Below are 23686 nucleotides of genomic sequence, written 5' to 3' on the forward strand. Positions count from 1 at the left end.
AACAGATCACGCTCGGGTCTTCCCCTTTGATGGCACTCGGTGCCACGGTAGGGAGGTGACTTCTCGCAAGGATTCAGGGACGGAACAGGCATGGGCGGCACTGGGTGCCGATGCTTCGCTGCTCGACCGGGTGTCCTTCGGCGGCCCGTCGGGAGGGCTTCCCGCGCGGCTGCCCGTCATGGAACTGGCGCGGGCGACCGTCGCGGCGTGCTCGCTCGCGGCCGCCGAGCTCGCTTCCGTACGCACAGGGCGTCCCGTGCCCCGGGTGCGGGTCGATGACGAGGCGGTCGCGACGGCGTTCCTCAGCGACCGGCTGGTGCGGGCCGACGGGCAGGCGTGGTCGGCCTTCGCGCCGCTGTCCCGGTTCTGGCGGGCGGCCGACGGGTGGGTGCGGACGCACGCCAACTACCCGCACCACCGGGCCCGGTTGCTCGCCGCTCTCGGAGTGGAGGGGCGCGCCGGCGGGGACCCCGTGGACGCGGTGGCTCAGGCAATCGCGGGGCTTGCCGCGCTGGAAGTGGAGCAGGCCGTGTACGCGGCGGGCGGCCTGGCCGTCGCGGCGCGCGGCCCCGAGGCGTGGGCCAGGAGCGAGCAGGGGCGCATGGTCGCGGAGCAGCCGCTCCTGACGACGGCACGCATCGGCGACGCCCCGGTGCGGGTGCCCGGTGGTGTCCCCGGTCGAGTGCCCGGCGGTGCCGAGCTGCCGTGCGCGGGGCTGCGCGTCCTGGACCTGACCCGTGTCCTGGCCGGACCGGTCGCCACCCGAACGCTCGCGCTGCTCGGCGCCGACGTGCTGCGGATCGACGCCCCGCAGCTGCCGGAGAGCCAGGAGGCCCACAACGACACGGGGATGGGGAAGCGCTCGACCACCCTGGACCTGCGCCGGCGCACCGACCGCGGGACCTTCGAGGAGCTGCTCGAAACGGCGGACGTGGTGGTCACCGGCTACCGGCCGGGCGCGCTGGACCGGTTCGCGCTGACGCCCGAGGCGCTCGCCGTGCGCCGTCCAGGTCTCGTCGTCGCCCAGCTCTCCGCGTGGGGCCGTTACGGACCGTGGGGCGAGCGGCGCGGTTTCGACAGCCTGGTCCAGGTGGCCACCGGTATCGCCGAACTGGAGGGCTCGCCGGACGCGCTCGGCGCGCTGCCTGCCCAGGCGCTCGATCACGGCACCGGCTACCTGATGGCGGCCGGTGTCCTGCGCGCGCTCACCGAGCAGCACCGCACCGGCGGCACCCGGCTGGTCCGCCTGGCGCTCACGCAGACCGCGCACTGGCTGGTCCACGACCTGGCGCCCGCACCGGGCGCGGACCAGGGCTTCGACGCCGAGAACCGGCTGACCGAGACCGACAGCCCGATGGGCCGGCTGCGGCACGCGCTGCCGCCGGTGGCGTACGACGGTGGCCCGGTGAACTGGGCGCGCCCGCCGGGTCTGTGGGGGACGGACGCCCCGGCCTGGAGCGGCGCCTGACGAACGTCTTCGGCGTGCGGCAGGGGCGTGTGCCTGCCCGCGCAGAAACCCGGGCGTCAATCCACAGGAATCGGCAGTTAATAGCACAAACTCGACCCATGTACCGCTCGCAGGCCTCCGCGTACCCCGGCTCCCCGACCGTCTCGGCGCACCGCACGCACCCGCGCGCGGCCACCGCACCGGCCGAAGGCCCGTCCGGCCATCTGCGCACCCTCGCCCGGGTGCTGCTCGTCCGTCCGGCGGTCACGGCCGTGACCGTGCCGGTCCTGGCGGCTCTCGCGATCGGCGCGTGGGGGCTCGACCGCGGGTCGATGAGCCGCGAGGAGAGCGTCACCTACGAGATCGCGCGGCGCTCGCTGCCCGAGATCTGGCAGCTGATCGGCTCGGCCGACGCGGTGCACGGCGTCTACTACGTCCTGATGCACTACGTGCTCCGGCTCCACCCCGGCGAGGTGCTGCTGCGGCTGCCGTCGGTGCTCGCCGTCGCCCTGGCCGCCGGACTCGTCGCCGCACTCGGCACCCGGCTCGCCCGCGCGCGGGTCGGTCTGTGGGCCGGTCTCCTGTACGCGGTCACTCCGGCCACCGGGTACTTCGCGACGGACGGCCGCCCGTACGCCCTGGTCTGCGCCGGGGCCGCCGCCGCGACCCTGCTCTTCGTACACGCGGCAGAACTCGGCCGCGGCCGCGACTGGTGCCGTTACGGGGCGGTCGTCGGCTGCACCGCGTACCTGCACGAATCCGCCGCCCTCCTGCTCGCGGCCCACGCGGTCACGCTGCTCGTCTCGTGGCGAAGGGTCTCCGGCGGCCGGTGGCGCGGCTGGGCGGTCGCCGCCGCGGCCGCGCTCACCGCGCTGATGCCGCTGATCAGCCTCACGTACGGGCAGCTCGGCGCGGGCGCCGAAGGCGGACAGCCCGGCCGGACCGAGGCGCCCGGGATGTCCGGGGCCGACGAGATCCTGCGGACGTTCGCGGGCCCCACGCCCCTGGTCATCACCGCCGTGCTGCTGCTGATCTGCATCGCCCTGAACGCGCCGCTGCCGCGCACGGGCCGGCTCTCCCTCAACTCCCTGGCCCTGCCGCTGGTCCTGGTGCCGCCCGCGCTGCTGCTCCTGCTCGCGCAGAGCGCCCCGCTCTTCCACCCCGCGTACGTGCTGTGCGCGCTGGCCGGGGTGCCGCTGCTCGCGGCGGCGGGCGGCGAGCGCTGCGCCGCGGTGGTCCGGCGCTCGCTGCCCGGGCGCAGGCCGCACCGCGCGGCGGCCGCGCTGACCGGAGTCGTGGCGGTGGCGGCGGCCTGCCTGTGGCAGCTGCCGGAGCACCGCAGTCAGGCCGCGGCAGGTGGGCGGCCGGAGGACATGGCGGCGGTCGCGCGGCTCGCGGCGGCCGAACTGCGGCCCGGCGACCCGGTGTTGTACCTGCCGTCGCAGGCCCGCCGGCACGCGCTCACGTATCCCGACGGCTTCAAGGGCACGAAGGACCTCGCGCTCAAGGCCGGGCCGGAGGCCTCGGGCACGCTCTACGGCACCGAGACCGACGCGCTCGACCTGCGCCGCAGGCTCGCCGGGGTGGATCGCGTGTGGGTGCTCGCGGAGCCGCGCGCGACGGACGCGGCATGGAAGGCGGGCTCGGCCACGGACGAGGCGAAGATCTCCGTGGTCAGCGAACAGTTCGTGCTGCGCGGCGAGTTCCCCGAGCGCACCGGCGTCCTGCGGCTGTACGTCCGCCGGGTCCCGGAGCGCCCGATCGACTGGCCGGCGGGCAAGCCGGTGCCGGTGGTGGACCCGGTCCTCGAGGCGCACGAGAAGGAGCAGGCCCGGAGGAGTGGGCAGGGCGCGGGGGCCGGAGCGGCCGGTCCCGAGGCCGCGGCCGGTTCGGACGCCTCGTCTCCCGAGGTGCCTGTGGCTCCGCAGCCGGGGCCGGAACAGGCGCTTGATCCGGCCGAGGGCCTGGCTCCGGACTCGGTCCCGGTGGAGCAGGCCCCGGACTCGGCCCCGGTGGAGCAGGCCCCGGACTCGACCCCGGTGGAGCAGGCCCCTGAACAGGATCCCGCCGCCGACGGCCGCGTAGAACTGCCGCCGCTGCAGCAGCACTGAGCCGGACACGGAGACGCCCCCGGGGCGGGCCCCTGAAGGGAGCCGCACCGGGGGCGTCTTTGCCCGCTCACCCCACCCGGGCCAGAACCTCCCCGGTCCGCGGGCCCCACGCCACGACCACGGCTTCCCGAGGCACCCGCCGGCCGGGGTCGAGCAGGAGCCAGCGCACGTGGAACTCCCGGACGACCTGGGCCCGTTCGGCCACGGAGGACGCCGGGTCCAGATAGCGCCGTACGGCGCCGGAGCGGCGGGCGCGTTCCGTCTCGCGCATCGCGGGGTCGGGCCAAGCGGGCGCCACCAGGTTCGGGCCGAAGCCCGGCAGCGAGCGGGTGGCGCGGTAGCCGTTGGTCAGGACCACCTCGCCCGGTGCGATGTGCCGCGCGGCCCAGGCGTACGACGGCCAGCGCGGCGGCTGGTCGAAGCCGACCGGGTCCCAGGCGCGCGGCAGGACGGCGCCCGCCTGCACGGTGAGGAAGCCCAGCACGAGCCCCGCACCGCACAGCGCGGCCAGGGCGCGCCGCCCCCAGGTCCAGGGGCGCGGCCCGGTGAGCTCGATGGCCAGGGCGAACTGGAGCGGGATCAGGGTCAGGCCCATGATCCGCCCGTAGGTGTAATGCCCGGAGATCCAGCCGTATGCGATGGTCAGCGCGCCGAGCGCGAACATCAGGACCAGCGGGTCGCGCCGGTCGCGCCGCCACCGCGCGACCAGCGCGGGCAGCCCGAGGAAGGCCAGCCAGAAGCGCTCCGGCATCGCGTCGTACAGCGCCCGGTGCATGCCGTCGATGCTGCCGTCGCCGAGCAGGTCGAACAGCGAGTAGTACGGCCAGCTCAGCACGACGACCACGGCCGCGACCGAGGCGACAGCCCACCCGGCGACCGGTCGCAGCCTGGGACCCGCCACAGTCCTCGTCCCGCCCCGCACCCCCCACCCCGGCACGAACGCCACCACCCCGATCATCGCCCCCACCGACGAGATCGGGTGGATCAGCAGGATCAGACCGCCGAGGGCGCCGAGGCCCGCGTACGAGACGGTGCGGCCGCCATCGCGGGTCAGACGGGCCGTCCAGGACCAGGCCCAGAACGTGAGGCCGATCGCGAGCGTGGAGGGGAAGGGGAGGTGTCCGGCGAGGGACATCAGGCCCAAGTAGCCGCTCCACCAGGCCATTTGCGTGCCCCAGAGCAGCACCATGCACGCGAGTGCGAGCAGCGGCGCCCAGCGGTTCGGGGTGAGGGCCTTCACGAAACGGTTGAGGCCGGTGAGCAGCACGAGCAGGTTCACCGGCCCGGACAGCTTCACGACCTGCCAGCCTGCGAGCCCGCTCACCTGCGCGAACAGTCCCTGCAGCACGGCGTACGGGGAGTAGTACGGGCTGCCGTCGCCGGGCGCGGCGGCCATCGGGTGCGCGGGGTCGGTGAGCGAGGCCTTGAGGCGCTCGACGACCGCCGCGTGCTGCCCGAAGTCGCAGCAGACCGGGATCCGCCAGGCGGCGGCCGTGACCAGCACCCAGAAGAGCGTCCCGTAGACGAGATACGGGCTGGGGCGCAGCGAGCGCAGGCCGCCCATGACGGCGGTGGCGCCGGGCGGCCGGCGGACGCGCGCGACAGGATCCGCGGGGAAGGCGGTGCGACGGGTCACGCGAGGATCCAGTCCGCGACCCGGCCCGCCGCCTTCCCGTCGTCCAGGTCCCCGTACGCCTGCCGGAACGCCGCGTACGCGTCCGCGTGCCGCGCCGCGAGCGCGTCAAGGTCGCGCAGCGCCTCGGCCACCTCGCCCGTCGAGGCGAGCAGCGGTCCCGGTGCGGCGGCCTCGAAGTCGAGCGTGAAGCCGCGCACCGTGTCGCGGTAGTGCTCCAGGTCGTGCGTGTGGAAGAGCATCGGGCGGCCGGTGTGTGCGAAGTCGAACATCAGGGACGAGTAGTCCGTGATCAGGACGTCGGCGACCAGAAGGAGTTCGGTCACGTTCGGGTAGGTCGTCACGTCCCGGACGAACGGCGCGTGCGCGCCCAGGAGACGGCCCGCCGAGAGCGGATGGCGGCGCACCAGGAGGACGTGGTCCTCGCCGAGCTCGCGCTCCAGGGCCGCGAAGTCCAGCGGCTCCTCGTAGCGGAAGCGGCCGGCCTTGTGGATCAGATGGTCGCGGTACGTCGGCGCGTGCAGCACGATCCGGCGGCCGTCGTCGGGCGCGAGCCCCAGTTCGGCACGGACCCGGTCCGCGACCTTCTCGCGGTCCTCCGCGAACAGCACGTCATTGCGCGGCGATCCGGCCGCGAGCACCTCGCCCTCGTACGCGAGCGCGCGCGGCAGGACGGCGGCGGCGTGGCGGCTGGGCGAGGCCAGGACGCTCCACTGCGCGGAGAGCGCGGGCAGCGCGTCGAGGCGGGAGTGGTCCGCGTACAGGCTGTCGGTGAGGTCGATGCCCACGCGCTTGAGCGGGGTGCCGTGCCAGGTCTGCACGACCCGCTGACCGGCGCGCCGCTCGAACCAGTCGGGCAGCTGCCCGGCGGTGACGATGACACGGCTGCGCGCCAGCGCCTCGTACCAGGCACGGCTGCCCTCGGCGACCCCGACGGCCGCGGGCGGTACCCGCGTCTGCTGGTCCCGCGTCACCCACAGGTGCTCCGACTCGCAGCCGCGTGCCAGGAGTTGTTCGTGGACCGCCCGCGGCGATTCGCCGTCGAGGTAGAGGACGGCGTCGCGCAGGGGCAGGGAGCGCTGCACCGGGTAGTGCGCGGTGCGCAGCCGGGCCTGGCGGTACGCGCCGCGTTCCTGCGGTGCGAGCGCCGAGCCGGAGTCGATCAGGAGCCGGTCGCCGAAGCGCCGCGCGAGCGCGAACTCCCGCCCTTCAGCGGCCTGTACGGAGGGAAGTCCGGCCCCGAGCGAGGCGAGGACGCGCACCGGAACGCCCTCGCCCCCCTCGTGCTTCTCGCGCAGGAAGAGGTACCAGCGGCCCTCGGGCAGCGGCAGTCCGCCGTGCGCGGTGGCGGGGACGAGCGTGGCGCGGAACCGTCCGGCCGACCGCTCCAGCGGTACGGCGACCTCGGTGAGGTCGCTGCTGTGCCGCAGGATCAGCTCGGCCGGACCCCAGCTGTCCTGGGCGGCGGTGCCCTCGACGACCAGGAGACCGTCGTCCTGCCACCGCGCCACGTCCGCGACGGGCTGCCGGGTCAGCTCGATCACCAGCTGCCCGTTGTCGCCGGCGGTGGCGCACACCTCGCGGCCCACCGCGTACCGGGCCTGACCGGTGGCGTAGCGGCCGGGGGCCAGGGCCGCGCTCGCGGCCAGGGACTTGAGCGTGCCGCCCGCGAGCACCAGGTTCGCGCTCCAGCGGTCGCCGTGCTGCGGTTCGACCTCCTTCGGCGCGCGGTGCGGCGTCGGCGGCACCTGCTCCAGGCCGGCGAGCGGCACCCGCACGGTGAACTCCTCGCCGGTGCGCTCCAGCGGACAGTCGAAGCTGTGCTCACGGAGCGCGAGCCGCAGCGCCTCGGCCCGCGTGCCGTGGTGCAGCCGCCCGCGCAGCACCAGGTCGTCCCCGTCGCGCTCGTGCGTCTCCACGCGGGCCGCGTACTCCTGGATCCGCAGGACGAGCCGCCCCTGCGAGTAGCCGAGCACGAGCCGCATGCCGTCGCCGAGTTCCCGTACGACGGACTGCGCGGCCGAGCCGTCCATGGCCCGCACCGCGGCCCGGCGTACGACCCCGTGCCCGGCGACGACCACGCCGAGCAGCCAGTTGCCGGGCTGCCAGCGGCCGCCTGACTTCAGCTGCCGGGGGTCGACGGTCATCTCGAAGCCCGCGTAGTCGTAGCAGTGCAGCTGCTGGCCGGAGTCGACGGTGGCGTCAGGACGCTGGACCGTACGGGTCGGGACGTGCTTGAACCGGGCGCGGTGGTGCGCCGACTTCAGGAGTCCGGCCTTGACGGAGTGGCCGGGGCGGGTGGCGTCGAGGTTGCGGATGTAGGCGTAGCCGCTGATCCGCAGCAGCCCGTCGTCGTCCCAGCGGGCCTCGGACAGCCGCGCCACGACGGGCAGTTCGCCCCGCTTGAGCGTGGCCAGACGGCGCGGTACGCCCTTGACGCCGGGGTAGTCCGCGCGCTTGCGCAGCCCGCCGCGCACCGCGAACGCCGCCTTGTTGCGCTGTTCGTACGCGAGCAGTTCGATCAGCTCGGCCGAGCGCCCCTGCCGCAGCAGCTGCCACTTGATGCGCAGATCGACCGGCAGCTCGTGGATCAGCGAGGCGTCGGCGCGCGCGAGGAACGCGGCGGTGCCGGTGAGGAACGCGGCGCGGTACTCGGGGCCGCCGAGCGGCAGCCCTTCGAGGAAGTAGATGAAGTCGTCGCGCAGACACGACAGGTCGTACATCCGCTTGTGCTGCGGGAAGCGCTCGCCGAGGAAGCGGCTCACGCTGTCGCACGCGGCGATCCTGTCGCGTACGCCGCGGACCTCGGTGCGCCGCCGGGTGATCGACCCTTCGCGCACCCGCCAGTAGTAGACGTGCTCTTCGAGGACGTCCACGCTCTTCGCGAGGAAGTGCGCCGGGATCATCACCGGGGTGTCCTCGTACAGCCGGCCCTCGGGGAAGGTGAACGCGTGCGCGTCCCAGAACGCGCGGCGGAACACCTTGTTCCACGCCACGCGGTCCGCGAGCAGCTGCGGATCGCGGGTGATGTGGGTGCGGGTGCGGTCGCCCTTCAGCCACTTGTACTGCCAGGCCTGCTGCCGCCCGCGCTCGTTGAGCCGCCACACGTTCCCACTGGCGAAGTCCGAGCCGGAGGCGTCCAGGCTCGCGATCATCCGCTCGTACGCGTCGTGCGGCACGATGTCGTCGCTGTCGACGAACGTCAGGAACTCGACCTGCGGATCCGCCTCGCGCACCCCGGTGTTGCGGGCCGCGCTGAGCCCCGCGTTCTCCTGCCGGACGTACCGGAAGCGCGGGTCGCGGGCCGCGAAGGCGCGGGCGATCCGCGGGCTCGCGTCGCTCGATCCGTCGTCGACGAGCACGACGTGGAGGTTCCTGAAGGTCTGGCCGGCGATCGAGCGCAGGCATTCCTCGAGATAGTCCTCGACGTTGTAGATCGGTACGACGACGGTGAGACGGGGAAGAGAGGCGGACGGGGCGGGGGCGGTGCTGTGCTGCACGGAGGCGGGCCTTTCTGCGCAGAGCGAGACCGGTGGTGCCGTGTCAGCCCTGTTTGCCCGTTCTTCTCCTGTTCGCGTCAACTCGCCACTGTCGCCTCACCGTAACGAGTGATCGTCGGGACTTCGGTTGTCGTATTAGGCACACCGCAGCGGCGCCACAGCCCAGTGATCTTCAAGCGGAACCTTTCCGCAACGACTTGACGGTCTTCGACAGGGCCCGCGCCGGTGACTACGGTCGTGGGGCATGGCCCGCTTCTCCGTTGTCGTACCCGCCCATCGAGTCCAGGGCTACCTGCGGGAATGCCTGGAATCCGTCCTCGCGCAGTCCTTCGCCGATCTCGAACTGATCGTCGTGGACGACGCGTCACCGGATGCGTCGGCCGCCATTGCCGCGGAATATGCGGAACGTGACCCGCGCGTTCGTCCGATCCGGCTCGACCGTCACGGCGGCACGGGCGTGGCCCGCAACACGGGTGCCTCGCACGCGAGCGGCGAGTTCCTGCTCTTCCTCGACGGCGACGATCTGCTGCTGCCCGGCGCCCTCCACTCGATCGACGACGCCCTCGACGCCGAGGCCGACGTGGTCCTGTTCGGACACGACAAGGTCGACTGGTGGGAGACGGTCCGGCCCGGCGGCGACCAACTCGCCCCCGGCGCCGACCCGCTCGCCGTCACCCCGGCCGCATGGAACCGTGTCATCCGCCGCTCGTTCTGGGTGACCCACGCGCTGCGCTTCGACGACGGGCCGTACGAGGACGTCGTGCCCGTCCACCGCGCCACCTTGCTCGCCGCCGAACGCCTGCGCCTGCTCGACCGTGTGTGCGTGCGCTGGCGCCGCCGCCGCGGCGGCAGCCATTCCACGACACCGGGCCGCGCCCACTTCGCGATCACCGACCGCTACGAACACCTCCTCGGCTCCCCTTCAGGGCCCCGCCTCTTCCCGTACGCCGTCGCGCACTTGCTCACCGTCCTCGCCGACCCGGGACGCATCCGCCCGGCCGACCGCGCCGACTTCTTCCGCGCGGTCGCCCGCCTGCACCGCACCTACCGCCCGGCCGGACACGAACCCGCCGGTGACGCCCAGCGCGCGCTCGCCGCCGGCTCGTACACCGCCTTCGAGACCCTGCGCACCGCCAACGGCCGTGTCCGCGCGGCCCGGTCCGCCCTGACCCGGCACAAGAAGCGGCTGCGCGCCTCGCTGATGAAGCTGGCCTACCGCACCGACCGACGCCGCGCCCTCGACCCGCAGCTGGCCGTCTTCAGCGCCTACTGGAACCGCGGCCCCGCCTGCAACCCGCTCGCGATCTACCACAAGGCCCGCGAACTCGCCCCGCACATCAAGGGCGTCTGGGTGGTCAGCAGCCGCCACCGCGACAAGGTCCCGGCCGGAATGCCGTACGTCATCGAGGGCTCGCGCCGCTACTGGCAGGCCATGGCCCGCGCCACGTACCTGGTCAACAACGCCTCGTTCCCCGGCGGCTTCGTCAAACGCCCCGGCCAGATCTACCTCCAGACCCACCACGGCACCCCGCTCAAGAAGATGGGCCTCGACCAGCGCCGCTACCCCGCGGGCACGCACGGCATCAGCTTCCAGAAGGTCCTCGACCACACCGACCAGTGGGACTTCAGCCTCTCCGCCAACCCGCACTCCACCGAAGTCTGGGAGCGCGTCTACCCCTCGGCGTACGCGGCCCTCGAACTCGGCTACCCCCGCAACGACGTCTACGCCTCCGCGACGCCCGCCGACATCGCCCGCGTCCGCGGCGGACTCGGCATCGCCGAGGACCACAAGGTCCTGCTCTACGCCCCCACGCACCGCGACTACCAGAAGGGCTTCCTGCCCCGCCTCGACCTGCCGCGCCTGGTCCGCGCCCTCGGCCCCGGGTACGTCGTCCTCGTCCGCGCCCACTACTTCTACGGCTCGTCCGCCGACCTCGCCGACCACCCGCAGATCCTCGACGTCACGGACCACGGCCGCGTCGAGGACCTCTGCCTGGCCGCCGACGCGCTGATCACGGACTACTCGTCCCTGATGTTCGACTACGCCTGCCTGGACCGTCCGATCATCACGTACGCCCCCGACTGGCAGGCCTACCGCCTGGCCCGTGGCGCCTACTTCGACCTGCTCTCGGGGGTGCCGGGCGAGACCCCGGGCGCCGTCGCCACCACCGAGGACCAGCTCATCTCCCTGCTCCAGGACGGCAGCTGGGACACGGACGACACCACCAAACTGCGGGAGGCCTTCCGGGCCCGCTTCTGTCCGCACGACGACGGACGGGCGGCGGAGCGGGTGGTGCGAGCGGTCTTCGGCGTCTGAGTACCGCCGTACCCCCGCCCGCCGTTGATCGTCTGGTGTGACTCGCGTTTCGTCCGACTCGTGTTGCGCCGAACGGTGGACGGTGGGTGACCGGGGGACGAACGAGGGGTTGATCCCCGTATGGACCGGAATCCGACTGTCTCGATCATCGTCCCCATTTATAATGTGGTCGAATACGTCGCCGAATGCCTTGAATCACTGGCGCGGCAGACTTTCCAGAACATCGACGTCGTCATGGTGGACGACGGGTCGACGGACCATTCGGCCGAGATCGCCGAGGAGTTCGCGGCGAAGGATTCCCGGTTCCGGCTCATCCGGCAGGAGAACGGCGGCCTCGGCAGGGCCAGGAACGTCGGCGTGCGGAACATGGCGCCGGGCAGCGCGTTCCTGATGTTCGTCGACAGCGACGACCTGCTCACGCCCGATGCCTGCAGCATCATGGTGGAGAGCCTGGAGAAATCGGGCTCGGATTTCGCCACCGGAAACGTGCTGCGCTACAACTCGCGCGGCACATCGCAGTCTCCGATGCACCGGTTCCACGCACAGCGCGACGTCGTCGGCACCCACGTCAGCAAACTGACGGAACTCCTCAGCGACCGCATCGCCTGCAACAAGATGTTCCGCACGGAATTCTGGCGGAAGCACGAACTCGCGTTTCCCGAGGGCGTGTTGTACGAGGACACTCCGGTCGTCGTCCCCGCGCACGTCCTCGCCACGTCCGTCGACATCCTCAGGTCTCCGGTCTACCTGTGGCGCGAGCGCGAGGGCGGCTCCGCGCCCTCCATCACCCAGCGCCGCACCGAGCCGAAGGCCGCGCGCGACCGCATCGACGGCGCCACCGAGGTCAGCCGCTTCCTCGCCAAGCGCCCCGAGGACGCCCGCCTCAAGCACCTCTACGACCGCAGCGCCCTGCTCGCCGACGCGCTGATCTTCCTGCGGGTCCTGCCGCAGGGCGACGAGGAGTTCCGGTCCGTCTTCTTCGCCGTCGCCCGCGCGTTCCTCGACGGGGTCAGCCGCGAGACGCTGATGTCGCTGCCCGTCGAACTGCGCATCAAATGGCTGCTCGTCCAGCGCGCCGCCGAGGACGAACTTCTCGCGCTGCTCGCCGCCGAGAAGGTCCGCGACCCGTACCGGCTGCGCGGGCTGCGCCGCCGCCACGCCCGCATCACCGACCTCCCGGCCAAGGTGGACCTGCCCCGCTGGGCCACCCGCGTCCAGCCGTCGCAACTGCGGCTGCGCGCCCCGCTCCGCACCGCCATCTGGCACGACGGACGGCTGGTCGTCACCGGTGACGCCTGGGTGCCGCGGATCGGGCTCGCCTCGCCCGGGCGGACGAAGCGCCTCGCTGTCATGAAGGAGGCGGGTTCGAAGCGGGTGATCGTGCTGCCGACCCGTCCCGAGTACCGCCCGGAGCGCACCAACGCCTCGGGCGGCAACCGCCATTGCTACGACTGGGCCGGCTACAGCTTCACCATCGACCCCGCCCGGCTGCGCGGACGCGACGGCTGGCGCGAGGGCGTCTGGCGGATCGGCCTCGGCAGCCTGAGCGTGGCGGGCCTCGGCAGGTCCCGGCTCGCCGCGACCCACAACGTGCAGGCCGGACACGCCGAGTACCGCTGGCTCGACGACGACCACCGCATGCTGCCCATCACCCAGAACCGCAGCTTCCGCATCCGCGTCGAGAAGGTGCGGGCCCTCGCCAAGGCGATGCGCGTCGAGGGCGAATCGGTGTGCATCGAGGGCGAGTTGCGGCTCGAGGCCGCGCAGGGAAGCTCCGTACGCCTCGAACTCGACTGCATGGACGACAGCACCACCCTGCAGTACGAGCTGACGCCCGGGGAGCCGGACGCGCACGGCCGGCGCCCGTTCTCGGTCGAGATCCCCGTGCACGACGTGGCGTTCCTGCCCGCGGCCGTCACCACCGCCGAATGGGCCGCGGGACGCGCCGACGACCCCAAGCCCAACAAGCGCGGCTGGGAGGTGCGGATCCGCGTCGAGGAAGCCGACGGCAGCAGCAAGCGGCACTCCGTGGTCGCCGCCGAAGGTCTCGGGGACCGCCACTTCCCGCTGCCCGCCCCCCTGCGCGCCGCCGCCCGCACCCGCGGCCCGGTGCCCTGCGAGATCGCGCTCACCTCCGGCAACGACGGCTACCTCCAGGTGTGGGGCCGCACCAGCCGGGCCATGCTGACCGAGGTCGCCTGGGGCGACGACGGCGGCCTGCTGCTCGCCGGCACGACCACCGCGGCGCCCGCCGATCCGACGCTCGTCGTCCGCAAGTGGGGCGGTGCCGCCGAGAAGTCGCTGCCCCTCGAGGTCGCGGAGGACGGCAGCTTCCGTGTCGTGTTCCACCCCGCCGCGCACCCCGGGCTCAGCGGCACCCTGCCGTTGCAGTCCGGCCGCTGGGACTTCTGGCTGAGGACCACCGACGCCGAGACCGGTCTGGTGCTGAACGTGCCGTTCAAGACGGACCGCCTCGTGGCCCAGGCGTTCCCGCTGACCGCCGAGGTACGCGGCCGCAGGTACGCCCTGGAGACCCAGGGACCCGACTTCCCCAACCTGTACTGCTACTCGCACCTCGCGCCGGACGAGGAGGGCCCGTACCGCGGCAAGAAGCTGCGCCGCGAGATCTACCACGCCTCCCGCACCGCCAAGCCGCTGCGCGACTCCGTCCTGTACGTCAGCTACAACGGCAAGCAGTACTCCGACAGCCCCAAGTCCGTCCAGGCCGAACTCGCGCGCCGCGGCGCGGACCTGGAACACCTGTGGGTGGTCCGCGACGGCCAGGTCGAGCTCCCCGAGGGGGTGACGCCCGTACGGCTGTGGGGCCGCGAGTGGTACGAGGCGCTGGCCACCTGCCGCTACATCGTCACCAACGCCCATCTGCCCGACTGGCTGCAGCGGCGCGACGGCCAGGTCATCGTGCAGACCTGGCACGGCACGATGCTGAAGAAGATCGGCCTGGACATCGCCGCCCCGAAGTTCGACCCCGGCTATCTGGAGCGGCTGCCACGCGAGGTGCGCAACTGGAGCCTGCTGGTCTCCGCGAACCGCTTCAGCACCCCGATCCTGGAGCGGGCCTTCGGCTACGAGGGCGAGATCCTCGAATCCGGCTACCCGCGCAACGATCTGCTGCACGCCCCCGACCGCGAACAGCAGGCCGACCGCGTGAAGCACCGCCTCGGCATCCCCGCCGGCAAGAAGGTCGTCCTGTACGCGCCGACCTGGCGCGACGACCAGTCGCACGGGCGCGGACAGTTCCGCTTCGATCTCCGGCTCGACCTCGCCGAGGCCCGCGAGAGCCTCGGTGACGACCACGTCGTCCTGGTGCGCCGGCACTCCAACGCGGTCGACGCGGTGCCGGGCGCGGGCGACGGCTTCGTCTTCGACGTCTCCGAGTACCCGGACATCTCCGAGCTCTATCTGATCGCGGACCTGATGATCACCGACTACTCCTCGGTGATGTTCGACTACGCCCACACCGGCCGCCCGATGCTCTTCTTCACCTACGACCTGGAGCACTACCGCGACACCCTGCGCGGCTTCTACTTCGACTTCGAGGCGGAGGCACCCGGCCCGCTGCTCACCACGTCGAGCGAGGTGCTGCAGGCCGTACGCGACATCGACAGCGTGCGCGAGAAGTACGCCGACGCGTACGGACAGTTCCGCCGCCGCTTCTGCGAGTTCGGCGACGGCGAGTCGGCCCGTCGGGTAGCGGACCGGATGCTCGAGATGGGGCGGGGCTGAGGCTCGCGGCATACGGAACGGGCCTTCACCTCGCCGGTGAAGGCCCGTTCTGTGTCCGCCCGTTCCGTCTCCGCCCGTTCCGTCTCCGCCCGTTCCGTCTCCGCCCGTTCCGCTTCCGCCGCTCAGGTCCCGAACACGATGTCCAGGACGTGCGCCATCCGGACGTCGTACGTGTGCGTGCCCGGCTTGGCCAGACCCTCGCCCCGGTTGTACTTCCAGCCGTTGTTGACGCCCTGGTAGTGCCGGTGGTGGATCCGCTCGGTGCGCTCGGTGCCCGCGCCGACGACGCTGTGCACCCGCCACTGCGTGGTGCTGTCGTCGAGCAGCTCCGGCAGGACCGTCCACTTCACGGTCGTCGTGCCCTTCGACCGGTGCCGGTAGTCGACGAAGCGGCGCTGGCGCCGCGGGTTCAGCGGTGTGCTGGTGGCCTTGGCGATCCAGTAACCCGTGTACGAGATCGCGCCGACCTCGGACTCGGCGGCATGGTCGAACACGGACCGCGCGTCACCCGTGAGCACCAGCTCGTCGATGTCCGCGTTGATGACGCCCGCGGCCCTGGAGAGGTAGCGGAAGCGTCCGTGCTCCAGAAGCGAGTACTGGCAGTAGTCGGAATCCCAGACGTTATTGGGGCCGGAGTTGGGACCCCACGGATAGTTCCACGCGACGATGACGGCGGTGGTGATGCCCTCGACGGAGGCAATCGCGTCGGCCACTTCGCGCGCCGAGTAGTTCGTCGAGTTGTTGTCGTAGAAAACAACTCCCGTCACTCCGTGCACGATGTGGTAATACCGTAGGAAATCCTTGATCCAGACCAGATCGTTGTCCTTGGATTTCGTGATGATGGTCCGCTGTCCGGCGAACAGCTCGGAATCGTCCGGCGCGATGACGGTACGCAGCCGCGTCCCGCCCACGTCCAGGTTCAGATGCCGCCCCGCGCCCGCGCCGGTGATCCGGGAGCGCTGGGTGCGGCCCCAGTCGCTCAGACTGAGCGCGCCGCTCACGTCCGCGCCGTCCACCCGCCAGTCCGCGCCGTCGAGCTCGGCCTTCAGGTTGTGCAGCGGCGGGCCGGACAGCCAGATGTCGTCACCGTGCCGGAACGCGTCGTAGAACAGCGTGCTCGCGTCGAACTTCTCCAGGTAGTCGGCCTGCCGGTCGGCCGGGTCGCGGGGCGGTTCGCGACGCAGCGGCGAGCTCTTCGGCAGGATCATCCCGCCCGGCCGTACGACCTTGATGACCCGCTCCCGCGGGTGCCCGAGGGCGCGCTGCACGTCCCAGGAGCGGCGGGCCTCGCGGACCGGGCCGAGGAACTGGTCGAGCGTGGCGGTGCCCGAGGCGCGCGCCAGCCGGTCGTTCTCCGCCTCCAATTGCGCTACACGCCTGCCGAGTTGGGCGACTTCCGCGCGCAGTCCGTCGGCGGGCTCCGCCGGACGCACCACGCCGGCCTGATCGATGGCCCCAGATGTCATGACCGCTCCTCCGTATTGCTGATGCAGAACCAACGAATGGGAGGCGGGAAAGCCACGAACAAGGGGAAATGCTCGGCCAGTTGAACGAGTGGCGCCGGATGAATAACCAAGTCACCCCCGGTGTCGTTGAGTGAAACGGTGAGTGTTCGGCCTGTCCGGCGAGCCTTTCGCCCCGCCAACTGACGCAGTGCACAGGAGAGTTCATGAAAATCTTCAAATCCGCCGGGAAGCCGAAAACGGAACGGCCGGCGGCGTCCGTCCCGGGCCAGGCCGACACGGAGCAGATCCTGCGCACGCTGCAGCAGCAGACCAAGACGCTGTCCGCCGCGATCACCGGCATCCGCAAGGACCTCGAACACCAGCCGTACGTGGTCGCCGAGTTGATGCGCCGCTACGAGCACCTCATCGACAGCCACATGCCGATGCCGGTCCTCGGCGCGAACTGGGCGGCGATCGCGCCGACGGTCCTCTTCATCGTCGACGAGGTCCTCGGCCGCACCGGCCGCCGCACCATGCTGGAGTGCGGCTCCGGCGCCTCGACGCTGTGGACGGCCGCCGCGCTGCGCAAGTGCGGAGAGGGCCATGTCACCTCGGTCGAGCACGACCGCGAGTACGCGGAGGTGACCCGGCAGAAGCTCATCGACCACGGCCTGGAGAAGTGGGCGACCGTCGTGGACGCGCCGCTCGTCGACACCGAGGTCCCCGGCCTCGGCACCCAGCCCTGGTACGACCTGTCGGGTCTTTCCGACGACGTGGCCGACGTGGACCTGCTGTTCATCGACGGACCGCCCCGCCCCACCGCCTCCCTCGCCCGCTACCCCGCGCTCCCGCGGCTCATCTCGCGGCTCGCGAAGGGCGCGTACGTCGTCCTCGACGACACCAACCGCAAGGACGAGCGCGACATCACCAAGATGTGGACGGCCGAGGGCGCCTTCGACCGCCCCGTCACCTTCGTCAAGGACGTGGCCCGCTCCACGGTCCTCGCACTCGACTGACGCACCCGGACCGACGAACAGGACAGCCATGCGTATCTCGGTGATCGGCTGCGGCCACCTCGGAGCCCCGCACGCGGCCGCCATGGCGGACCTCGGGCACGACGTCATCGGCGTCGAGCTCGATCCGGACATGTGCCGGACCCTGCGGAGCGGACACAGTCCCTTCTACGAGAAGGGGCTCGACGCGCTGCTCGCCACGCATGTGCCCAGCGGTCGGCTCCGGTTCACGACGGATCTCGCCGAGGCCGCCGCCTTCGCCGACCTGCACTTCATCGCGGTCGGCACGCCGCTCGACGCGGACGGGCAGGGGTACGACATGGGGCAGGTGATCGGCGCGGTCCGTTCGCTGGCCCCGCTGCTCACCCGCCCGTGCACCGTCGTCGGCAAGTCCACCGTGACCGTCGGCACCGTGGCGCGTCTTGAGCGGATCCTCGCCGAGCAGGCGGTTGCCGGGGTCGACCTCGTGTGGAACCCGGAGTTCCTGCGCGAGGGCCACGCGGTCGAGGACACCCTCTATCCCGACCGGATCGTCGCCGGTCTGTCCAGCGCCGAGGCGCAGAAGGCCATCGAGGCCGTGTACGCGCCGATCCTCGCCCGCGGGGACGCCGAGCTGATCGTCACGGACCCGGCCACCGCCGAGGTCCTCAAGTCGGCGGCCAACTCCTTCCTGGCCACGAAGATCTCGTTCATCAACGCGATGGCCGAGGTCTGCGCCCTGTCCGGCGCGGACGTGAAGGCCGTCGCCCACGGCATCGGCATCGACCACCGCATCGGGCACGCCGGGATGCGGCCCGGCATCGGGTACGGCGGCGGCTGTCTGCCCAAGGACGTACGGGCCTTCGCGCACCGTATGGGCGAGATCGGCGCCACCGGCGCGGCCACGCTGCTCCAGGCCGTCGAAGGCGTCAACCACGGCCGGGTCGACGCCGCGGTGACCCTCGTCGAGGAGGCGTTCGGCGGTCCGCTCGCCGGGGCCCGTATCGCGTTCCTCGGTGCCGCGTTCAAGGCCGGGACGAGCGACATCCGCAACTCCCCGGCCCTCGCGCTGGCCGGCCGGCTGCGCGCGGAGGGCGCCCGCCCCGTCGTCTTCGACCCGGAGGCGGTGCACAGCGCCCGGCGCGCGCACCCCGAACACGCCTACGCCGACACGCTCGAAGAGGCGCTGGCCGGGGCCGACGTCACCGTCATCGCCACGGAATGGCCGCAGTTCAGCGAGGACGCCGGGCTCCCGGCCACGGCCGCGCGGACCGTCGCCGCGCGCCAACTGGTGGACATCCGCACGGTCGTCGACCCGCTCGACTGGACCGTGGCGGGCTGGACGGTCCGCCAGCTCGGCCGCCCGGTCCGCCGGCCCCAGGCCTGACCCGCGGGCGGGTCTTCAGGGGCCTACCGGTACCTCAGGGCTCGCGCCCCAGCCGTACCTCAGGGCTTGCGCCCCCACACGTACACCTGATCACCCGCCCGCAAAGTCGCCCACAGCACCTTCGCGTCCTTGAACGTGAGGTTGATGCAGCCGTGCGAACCCGGCGGCCGGTGCACGCTCCCGTAGATCCCGTGGAAGGCCTGCCCGCCGCTGAAGAACTGGCTGTAGGGCATGGGTGCCTCGTACAGGGTCGAGTAGTGGTTCTTGTGCCGCCAGTAGACCTTGAACCAGCCGGTGCGGGTCTCGTACCCGGGCCGCCCCGTGCGCACCGGCACCGGACCGAAGATCCGCTTGCCCGCCTTCGTCACCCACATCAGCTGCCGCCGCAGATCCACGCACGCCACGCGCCCGGGCCGCTTCGGGCAGAGGCTCTCCGGGTGTTTGATCGCGTACAGCTGCCTGATCCGGGCGTACGTGACGGGCCCGGCGAAGCCGATCGCGGGCCGGATGCCCTGCTTCTGCTGGAAGGCCTTGATGGCCCGGCAGTCGGCCGGTGACTGCTTCCCGTCCGCCTTCAGCTTCAGCCAGCGCTCGACCTGCTTCTGGTACGGGCCCGTGCTCGCGGTGCACGAGGGCGCCCGGGCCGCGTCGGCCGTCGGCACGTACTCGACGAGCGCGTCCACCGACTCGGCGGGCGCGAGCGGTTCCCGGGCGTCCTCGGCCGCGCTCGGTGTGTACACCTCGGGCGGAAGCGCCTGGTCGGGCGTGTCCGGCAGCGCGGGCTGCACCCGGCCCGGCACCAGCCGCTCCGCGCCCGCCAGCGGCCAGGCCGGTGTCATGTCCGGGGTGAGCTCGGGCGCCGTCGCGGCCGGTGGGGGAGTCGTGGGCGGTACGGGGTCGGCGGCGGCCCGGCCGGCGGGCAGGGCCGCCGCCACGGCGAGGAGCAGGGCAAGTCCCTGACAGGTTCTCTTGCGGATCATTGGCACAGGGAAACGCCACCGGACCCGCGCCCGGGGGAGCGGCGCGTCGTACTCCCCCAGGTGGCGGCAGTCCGCCCGGAGGCCCGCGCCCTACGGCAGCACTTTGCGCACGGTCCGCAGCAGCACCGGCGGCAGCCGCTCGCGGACCATCCGGCGTGCCCCGCCGCCCTGGACCGGCACCTTCGCGGCGCTCACCCGCAGCACCGGACCGCCGGCGATCGTGTCCTTGGCGACCGTGCGGTCCGCGCGTCCCTTCGCCCAGGTCCGTACCGCCGCCTGGAACGGCTCGGGGTCGCCCCACGTCGCGTACAGCTTGGACGAGGAGAGGCACACCGGGCGCAGCCCCTTCGTGAACACGGCCTCCCATACGGCGGCACCGACACCCGGCACATGCGCCGTGCGGTAGTCGTCGAACGCGACGATGCCGTGCGGGCGCAGCGCGCGCCGGGTGATGTCGATGTCGCCGCTGACGTCCTCGTACTGGTGCGAGGCGTCGATGTGCACGAAGCGGCAGCTGCCCGCGCCGATCCCGTCCGCGAGGTCGGTGGTGCGGCCGTGCACGATGTGCGGCGGCTCGTCATGGAACGCGCGGTAGTTGGCCTCGAAGGCGTCCCTCGTGAGCGTCTTGCGGTAGAAGGCGAGCGTGCCCGGGCGGCTGTAGTTGCCGTGGGTCTCGTCGCCGAACAGATCGCAGACCGTGAGCCGTTCGCCCCGGCCCACGTGCCGCCCCATGACGATCGCGCTCTTGCCGAGGTAGCAGCCCATCTCGAGCAGATCGCCGGGCTCGGATCCGGTCGCCTCGATCAGGACGCCGAACAGCTCCTGGTCGACCGGCTGGAACCAGCCGGGCACGTCGTCGAGGGTGCGGGGCAGCGCCCGGCTCACCGCTGCCCCAGCAGCGCGCGCAGCCGCCCCTTCCGCGGCGCGGGCCCCGTCTCCGTCCCCGGGTGCCGGGAGACCGGCTGCTCGGGCAGCCGGGCCTTGCGTCCGCTGATGCGGATCATCGGGTCCCCCGCGACCTGCTCGGCCCCGTGCCACATGTCGTCACGGCCGGCCAGCATCACCGCCAGGTCCGCGTGCACGGCGTCGTACGCGTCGCCCCACGTCCCGTAGAACTTCGTGGCCGTGATGCACAGCGGCCGCAGCCCTGTCGTGGCGACCGCGCCCCAGGTGGCGGCGGCCACGCCCGGGCAGTGCTCGGCGCGGAAGTCGTCGAGGACGAGGATGCCGTCGTCGGTGATCAGGTCGCGGGCCGCGGCGATGTCGCCGTGCACGTGCTCGTACAGGTGCGAGGCGTCGACATGGATGAAGCGGCAGCTCTCCGCCGCCACATGGTCCGTGATCACCGAGGACGGGCCCTGCACGATGTCCGGCAGCTCGTCGTGGAACGACAGGTAGTTCGCCTCGAAGGCGCGGCGCGTGAGGGTCGCGTACGAGCGGTCCATCTCGCGGCTGTTCGCGTCGTCCCCGGCGGGGGAGTCGAAGAGGTCGCAGACCGTGAAGCGCTCGCCCGGGCGCAGATAGCGGCCCGTGAAGATGGCGCTCTTGCCGAGATACGCACCGATCTCCAGCAGATCACCCTGCTGGCTCTGGTCGCGCTGCCGGGTCAGGAACCAGTCGAAGAGGACCTGGTCCGGGCTGTGGAACCACCCCTTGACCTCGGACAGGCTGGTGGGGCGGGGCAGGGTGGCGGTGTCGCGCGGTGCGGGCTGCATCTCAACTCCGTGGCGTCTCAGGGCCGTTCGGGCACAGGGGTGACGAGCGTCGGCTCGGCCGGTCCCGGCACTCCGACGCGCGGTGCCGGGCCCGGCACGGGGCGCCTCTCCGCCAGAGGGGCGACAGCGGGAAGACCAGGTGTCTGGCCGAGGAACAGATGCCGAACGACGCGTTCCGCGGCCCGCCCGTCGTCGTACGGGCAGAAGCGCTCGCGGAACGCGGCGCGCAGCTGCGCCGAGCGCGAGCCGCGCCAGTGGCCGGTCGCGAAGATGTCGGTCAGCTCGTCCTCGTTGCGGGCCACGGCGCCCGGCGGGAAGGCCCGCAGATCGAAGTACGTGCCGCGGGCGGCCTCGTACGCCTCCCAGTCGTCCGCGTAGATCACGATCGGGCGGTCGAGGTTGGCGTAGTCGAACATCAGGGACGAGTAGTCCGTGATCAGGGCGTCGCTGACCAGGCAGAGCGTCTCGATGCTCGGATGGTCCGAGACGTCCACGAGGCGGGCGTGCGCGGTGTCCGGGGTGCTCAGCGGGGTGTCGTACGCGTGGTGCGCGCGGGTCAGGACCGTGAAGCGCGGACCGAGTTCGCGCAGCATCCGCTCCAGGTCGACGGGCGGGCGCTGGGTGCGCCGGTAATCGCGGTGCGTGGGCGCGTACAGGATCGCGGTGGAGCCCTCGGGGATGCCGAGGGTCTCGCGCAGCCGCCGTACCTCTTCCGTATTCGTGTGCTGGAAGCGGTCGTTGCGCGGATAGCCGTACTCGAGTACCTCGTACGAGGCCGGGAAGACCCGCTCCCAGACCAGCGTCGAGTGGCGGTTCGCGGACAGCACGTAGTCCCACTTGTCCACGTTCGGCATCAGCCGCTTGAAGTCCATGGAGCGCGAGGCCGCCGGGTGGTCCATCAGATCGAGGCCCATGTGCTTGAGCGGCGTGCCGTGCTGGGTCTGGATCATGATCTGGCCGCGGCGCTTGCGCAGCCGGTAGTCGAAGTTGACGTTGTTGACCAGGTACTTCGCGCGGGCCAGCGCCGTCCAGTACGCGAACGTGCCGTAGTCGAGGCGGCGGGTCCCGGTCGGTACGTGCTGGTGGTGCTCGCGCCGGGCGATCCACGCGGTGCGCATCCCGGGCGCCAGCTCACGGAGCTTCGCCTCGATCGCCCCCGGATTGCAGCTGTGGCCGCGGCCCCAGTACGCCGAGAACACCGCGTAGTCCTGCTTCACGGGCAGCCGCAGCTGGATGCGGTAGTGCAGCTGCAGCAGGGCGCCGCGGCCCAGCCGCTTGGCGGCGCCCGCCCAGCGCCGCAGCCGCGCGCCGACCCGGAACAGGGTCCGCAGGACGTGGTACGTGCGGTGCGTACCGAACTTGACCAGCGCGTGCCGCACCCGGGTGCGCGCCGATACGGGGTGGCCCTTGGCGCGGTAGCGGCGGTAGTGGGTGCGGGCGCGGCGCAGGAACTCGCCGCGGGTGCCGCGCGGAAGACGGCCGCGCTTGGTGAAGATCGTGGCGTAGTGGTCGGTCATCCGGCGGAACATCACCGGCCGCCAGCTCTCCAGGTCAGGGCGGGTGTCCAGGAACGCGAAGACGCGTTCGTACTGGTCGAAGATGTCGAAGTGCCGGCGGGTCGTCGTGCCGAGGATCGAGCCGCGGCGGCGCTGGCGGTAGTGGACGCAGACCCGGTCGAGGACCCCGATCGAACCCGCTGCCATCAGCGCCGGGTAGGTCCACGGGGTGTCCTCGTAGTAGCCGGGCGGGAAGGTGAACTGCTGCTGCTCGATGAACTCGCGGCGGTACGCCTTGTTCCAGGCGACCATGATGACCTTCAACAGGCCGGGCCGCTCGGCCAGTTCGAAGCTCGCCGGGCCCTCCTCGTTCAGGAGGTGCGCGAAGGCGTTGCGGACGGTCTCGCCCGTCCAGAAGGTGCGCGCGTAGTCGTAGAGCAGGATGTCCGGGCCGCCGGTCTCCTTGAGGCGCTCCGAGACCGCGCGCAGGGCGTCCGGGGTGAGTGTGTCGTCGCTGTCCAGGAAGATCAGGTACTCGCCGCTCGCCTGCGCCATCCCGGCGTTCCGGGCCGGGCCGAGCCCCACGTTCTCGGCGAGGTGGATCGCCCTGACCCTGGGGTCGGCCGCCGCGTATTCGTCGATGATCGCTCCTGACCCGTCGGGGGAGCAGTCGTCGACGACGATCAACTCGAAGTCCGTACAGGACTGCCGGAGGACCGAGTCGAGGCATTCGTGCAGGTATGCCTGCACCTTGTACACGGGGACGATGACACTGAACCGGGGCAAGGCACATCCATGGGTCGGCACGGGCATACTGCCGTGAAACAGCCCATGGCTCGGGGCGGTTACGCCAGACGTGGCATACGGGGGAACGGTCCGGAACGGGGAGAGGCGCCCCGCAGGTCAGGGGCGCCTCCCA

Annotated in this window: 13 protein-coding genes; 6 read left to right on the top strand and 7 right to left on the bottom strand. The window is 72.1% G+C overall.

Translation table 11 applies throughout. The features are described from left to right. The first annotated feature begins 55 nt into the window (after positions 1-55). Both ACIBI4_RS20380 and ACIBI4_RS20385 read left to right on the top strand, forming a co-directional pair. Positions 56-1468, top strand: a complete 1413-nt coding sequence (locus ACIBI4_RS20380) for a CoA transferase (protein ID WP_399205345.1) — start codon at positions 56-58, stop codon at positions 1466-1468. 98 nt (positions 1469-1566) lie between these two features. Continuing rightward, the gene (locus tag ACIBI4_RS20385) at positions 1567-3558 is read left to right on the top strand and encodes a glycosyltransferase family 39 protein (RefSeq protein WP_399205346.1); all 1992 of its coding nucleotides are present in this window, start codon (positions 1567-1569) and stop codon (positions 3556-3558) included. A gap of 67 nt (positions 3559-3625) precedes the next feature. On the opposite strand, the gene ACIBI4_RS20390 is transcribed toward ACIBI4_RS20385, so the two are convergent. Then, on the bottom strand, positions 3626-5122 hold the full coding sequence (locus tag ACIBI4_RS20390; protein WP_399205707.1) for a hypothetical protein: 1497 nt from the start codon (positions 5120-5122) through the stop codon (positions 3626-3628). Positions 5123-5190: 68 nt separating this feature from the next. After that, entirely contained in the window at positions 5191-8691 is a 3501-nt protein-coding gene (locus ACIBI4_RS20395; protein WP_399205347.1) for a CDP-glycerol glycerophosphotransferase family protein, read from the bottom strand. Positions 8692-8935: 244 nt separating this feature from the next. Here ACIBI4_RS20395 and ACIBI4_RS20400 point away from each other — a divergent pair, with 244 nt between their 5' ends. Next, complete coding sequence (locus ACIBI4_RS20400) at positions 8936-11008, top strand: CDP-glycerol glycerophosphotransferase family protein (RefSeq protein WP_399205348.1); 2073 nt, start codon at positions 8936-8938, stop codon at positions 11006-11008. Between the two features lie 120 nt (positions 11009-11128). Then, a complete protein-coding gene (locus ACIBI4_RS20405) occupies positions 11129-14752 on the top strand; it encodes a CDP-glycerol glycerophosphotransferase family protein (RefSeq protein WP_399205349.1) in 3624 nt (1207 codons plus the stop codon). A 122-nt stretch (positions 14753-14874) separates the two neighbouring features. Here ACIBI4_RS20405 and ACIBI4_RS20410 read toward each other — a convergent pair whose 3' ends face one another. Further along, on the bottom strand, positions 14875-16218 hold the full coding sequence (locus ACIBI4_RS20410; protein ID WP_399205350.1) for a glycosyltransferase family 92 protein: 1344 nt from the start codon (positions 16216-16218) through the stop codon (positions 14875-14877). A 203-nt stretch (positions 16219-16421) separates the two neighbouring features. Here ACIBI4_RS20410 and ACIBI4_RS20415 point away from each other — a divergent pair, with 203 nt between their 5' ends. Both ACIBI4_RS20415 and ACIBI4_RS20420 read left to right on the top strand, forming a co-directional pair. Beyond that, the gene (locus ACIBI4_RS20415) at positions 16422-17213 is read left to right on the top strand and encodes a class I SAM-dependent methyltransferase (protein WP_399205351.1); all 792 of its coding nucleotides are present in this window, start codon (positions 16422-16424) and stop codon (positions 17211-17213) included. A 28-nt stretch (positions 17214-17241) separates the two neighbouring features. After that, entirely contained in the window at positions 17242-18576 is a 1335-nt protein-coding gene (locus tag ACIBI4_RS20420; RefSeq protein ID WP_399205352.1) for a UDP-glucose dehydrogenase family protein, read from the top strand. 59 nt (positions 18577-18635) lie between these two features. Here ACIBI4_RS20420 and ACIBI4_RS20425 read toward each other — a convergent pair whose 3' ends face one another. From ACIBI4_RS20425 to ACIBI4_RS20440, 4 genes are all read right to left on the bottom strand, one after another. Continuing rightward, entirely contained in the window at positions 18636-19556 is a 921-nt protein-coding gene (locus ACIBI4_RS20425) for a L,D-transpeptidase family protein (protein ID WP_399205353.1), read from the bottom strand. Positions 19557-19646: 90 nt separating this feature from the next. Further along, positions 19647-20441 (bottom strand): class I SAM-dependent methyltransferase, encoded by a 795-nt coding sequence (locus ACIBI4_RS20430; RefSeq protein ID WP_399205354.1) that lies wholly within the window; start codon positions 20439-20441, stop codon positions 19647-19649. Further along, entirely contained in the window at positions 20438-21271 is an 834-nt protein-coding gene (locus ACIBI4_RS20435; RefSeq protein WP_399205355.1) for a class I SAM-dependent methyltransferase, read from the bottom strand. The genes ACIBI4_RS20430 and ACIBI4_RS20435 overlap by 4 nt, the downstream gene beginning before the upstream one ends. Before the next feature lie 17 nt (positions 21272-21288). Then, positions 21289-23553 (bottom strand): CDP-glycerol glycerophosphotransferase family protein, encoded by a 2265-nt coding sequence (locus tag ACIBI4_RS20440; RefSeq protein ID WP_399205356.1) that lies wholly within the window; start codon positions 23551-23553, stop codon positions 21289-21291. Positions 23554-23686: the final 133 nt, after the last annotated feature.

The sequence above is a fragment of the Streptomyces sp. NPDC050418 genome (genome assembly GCF_044458745.1).
Classification (GTDB): domain Bacteria; phylum Actinomycetota; class Actinomycetes; order Streptomycetales; family Streptomycetaceae; genus Streptomyces.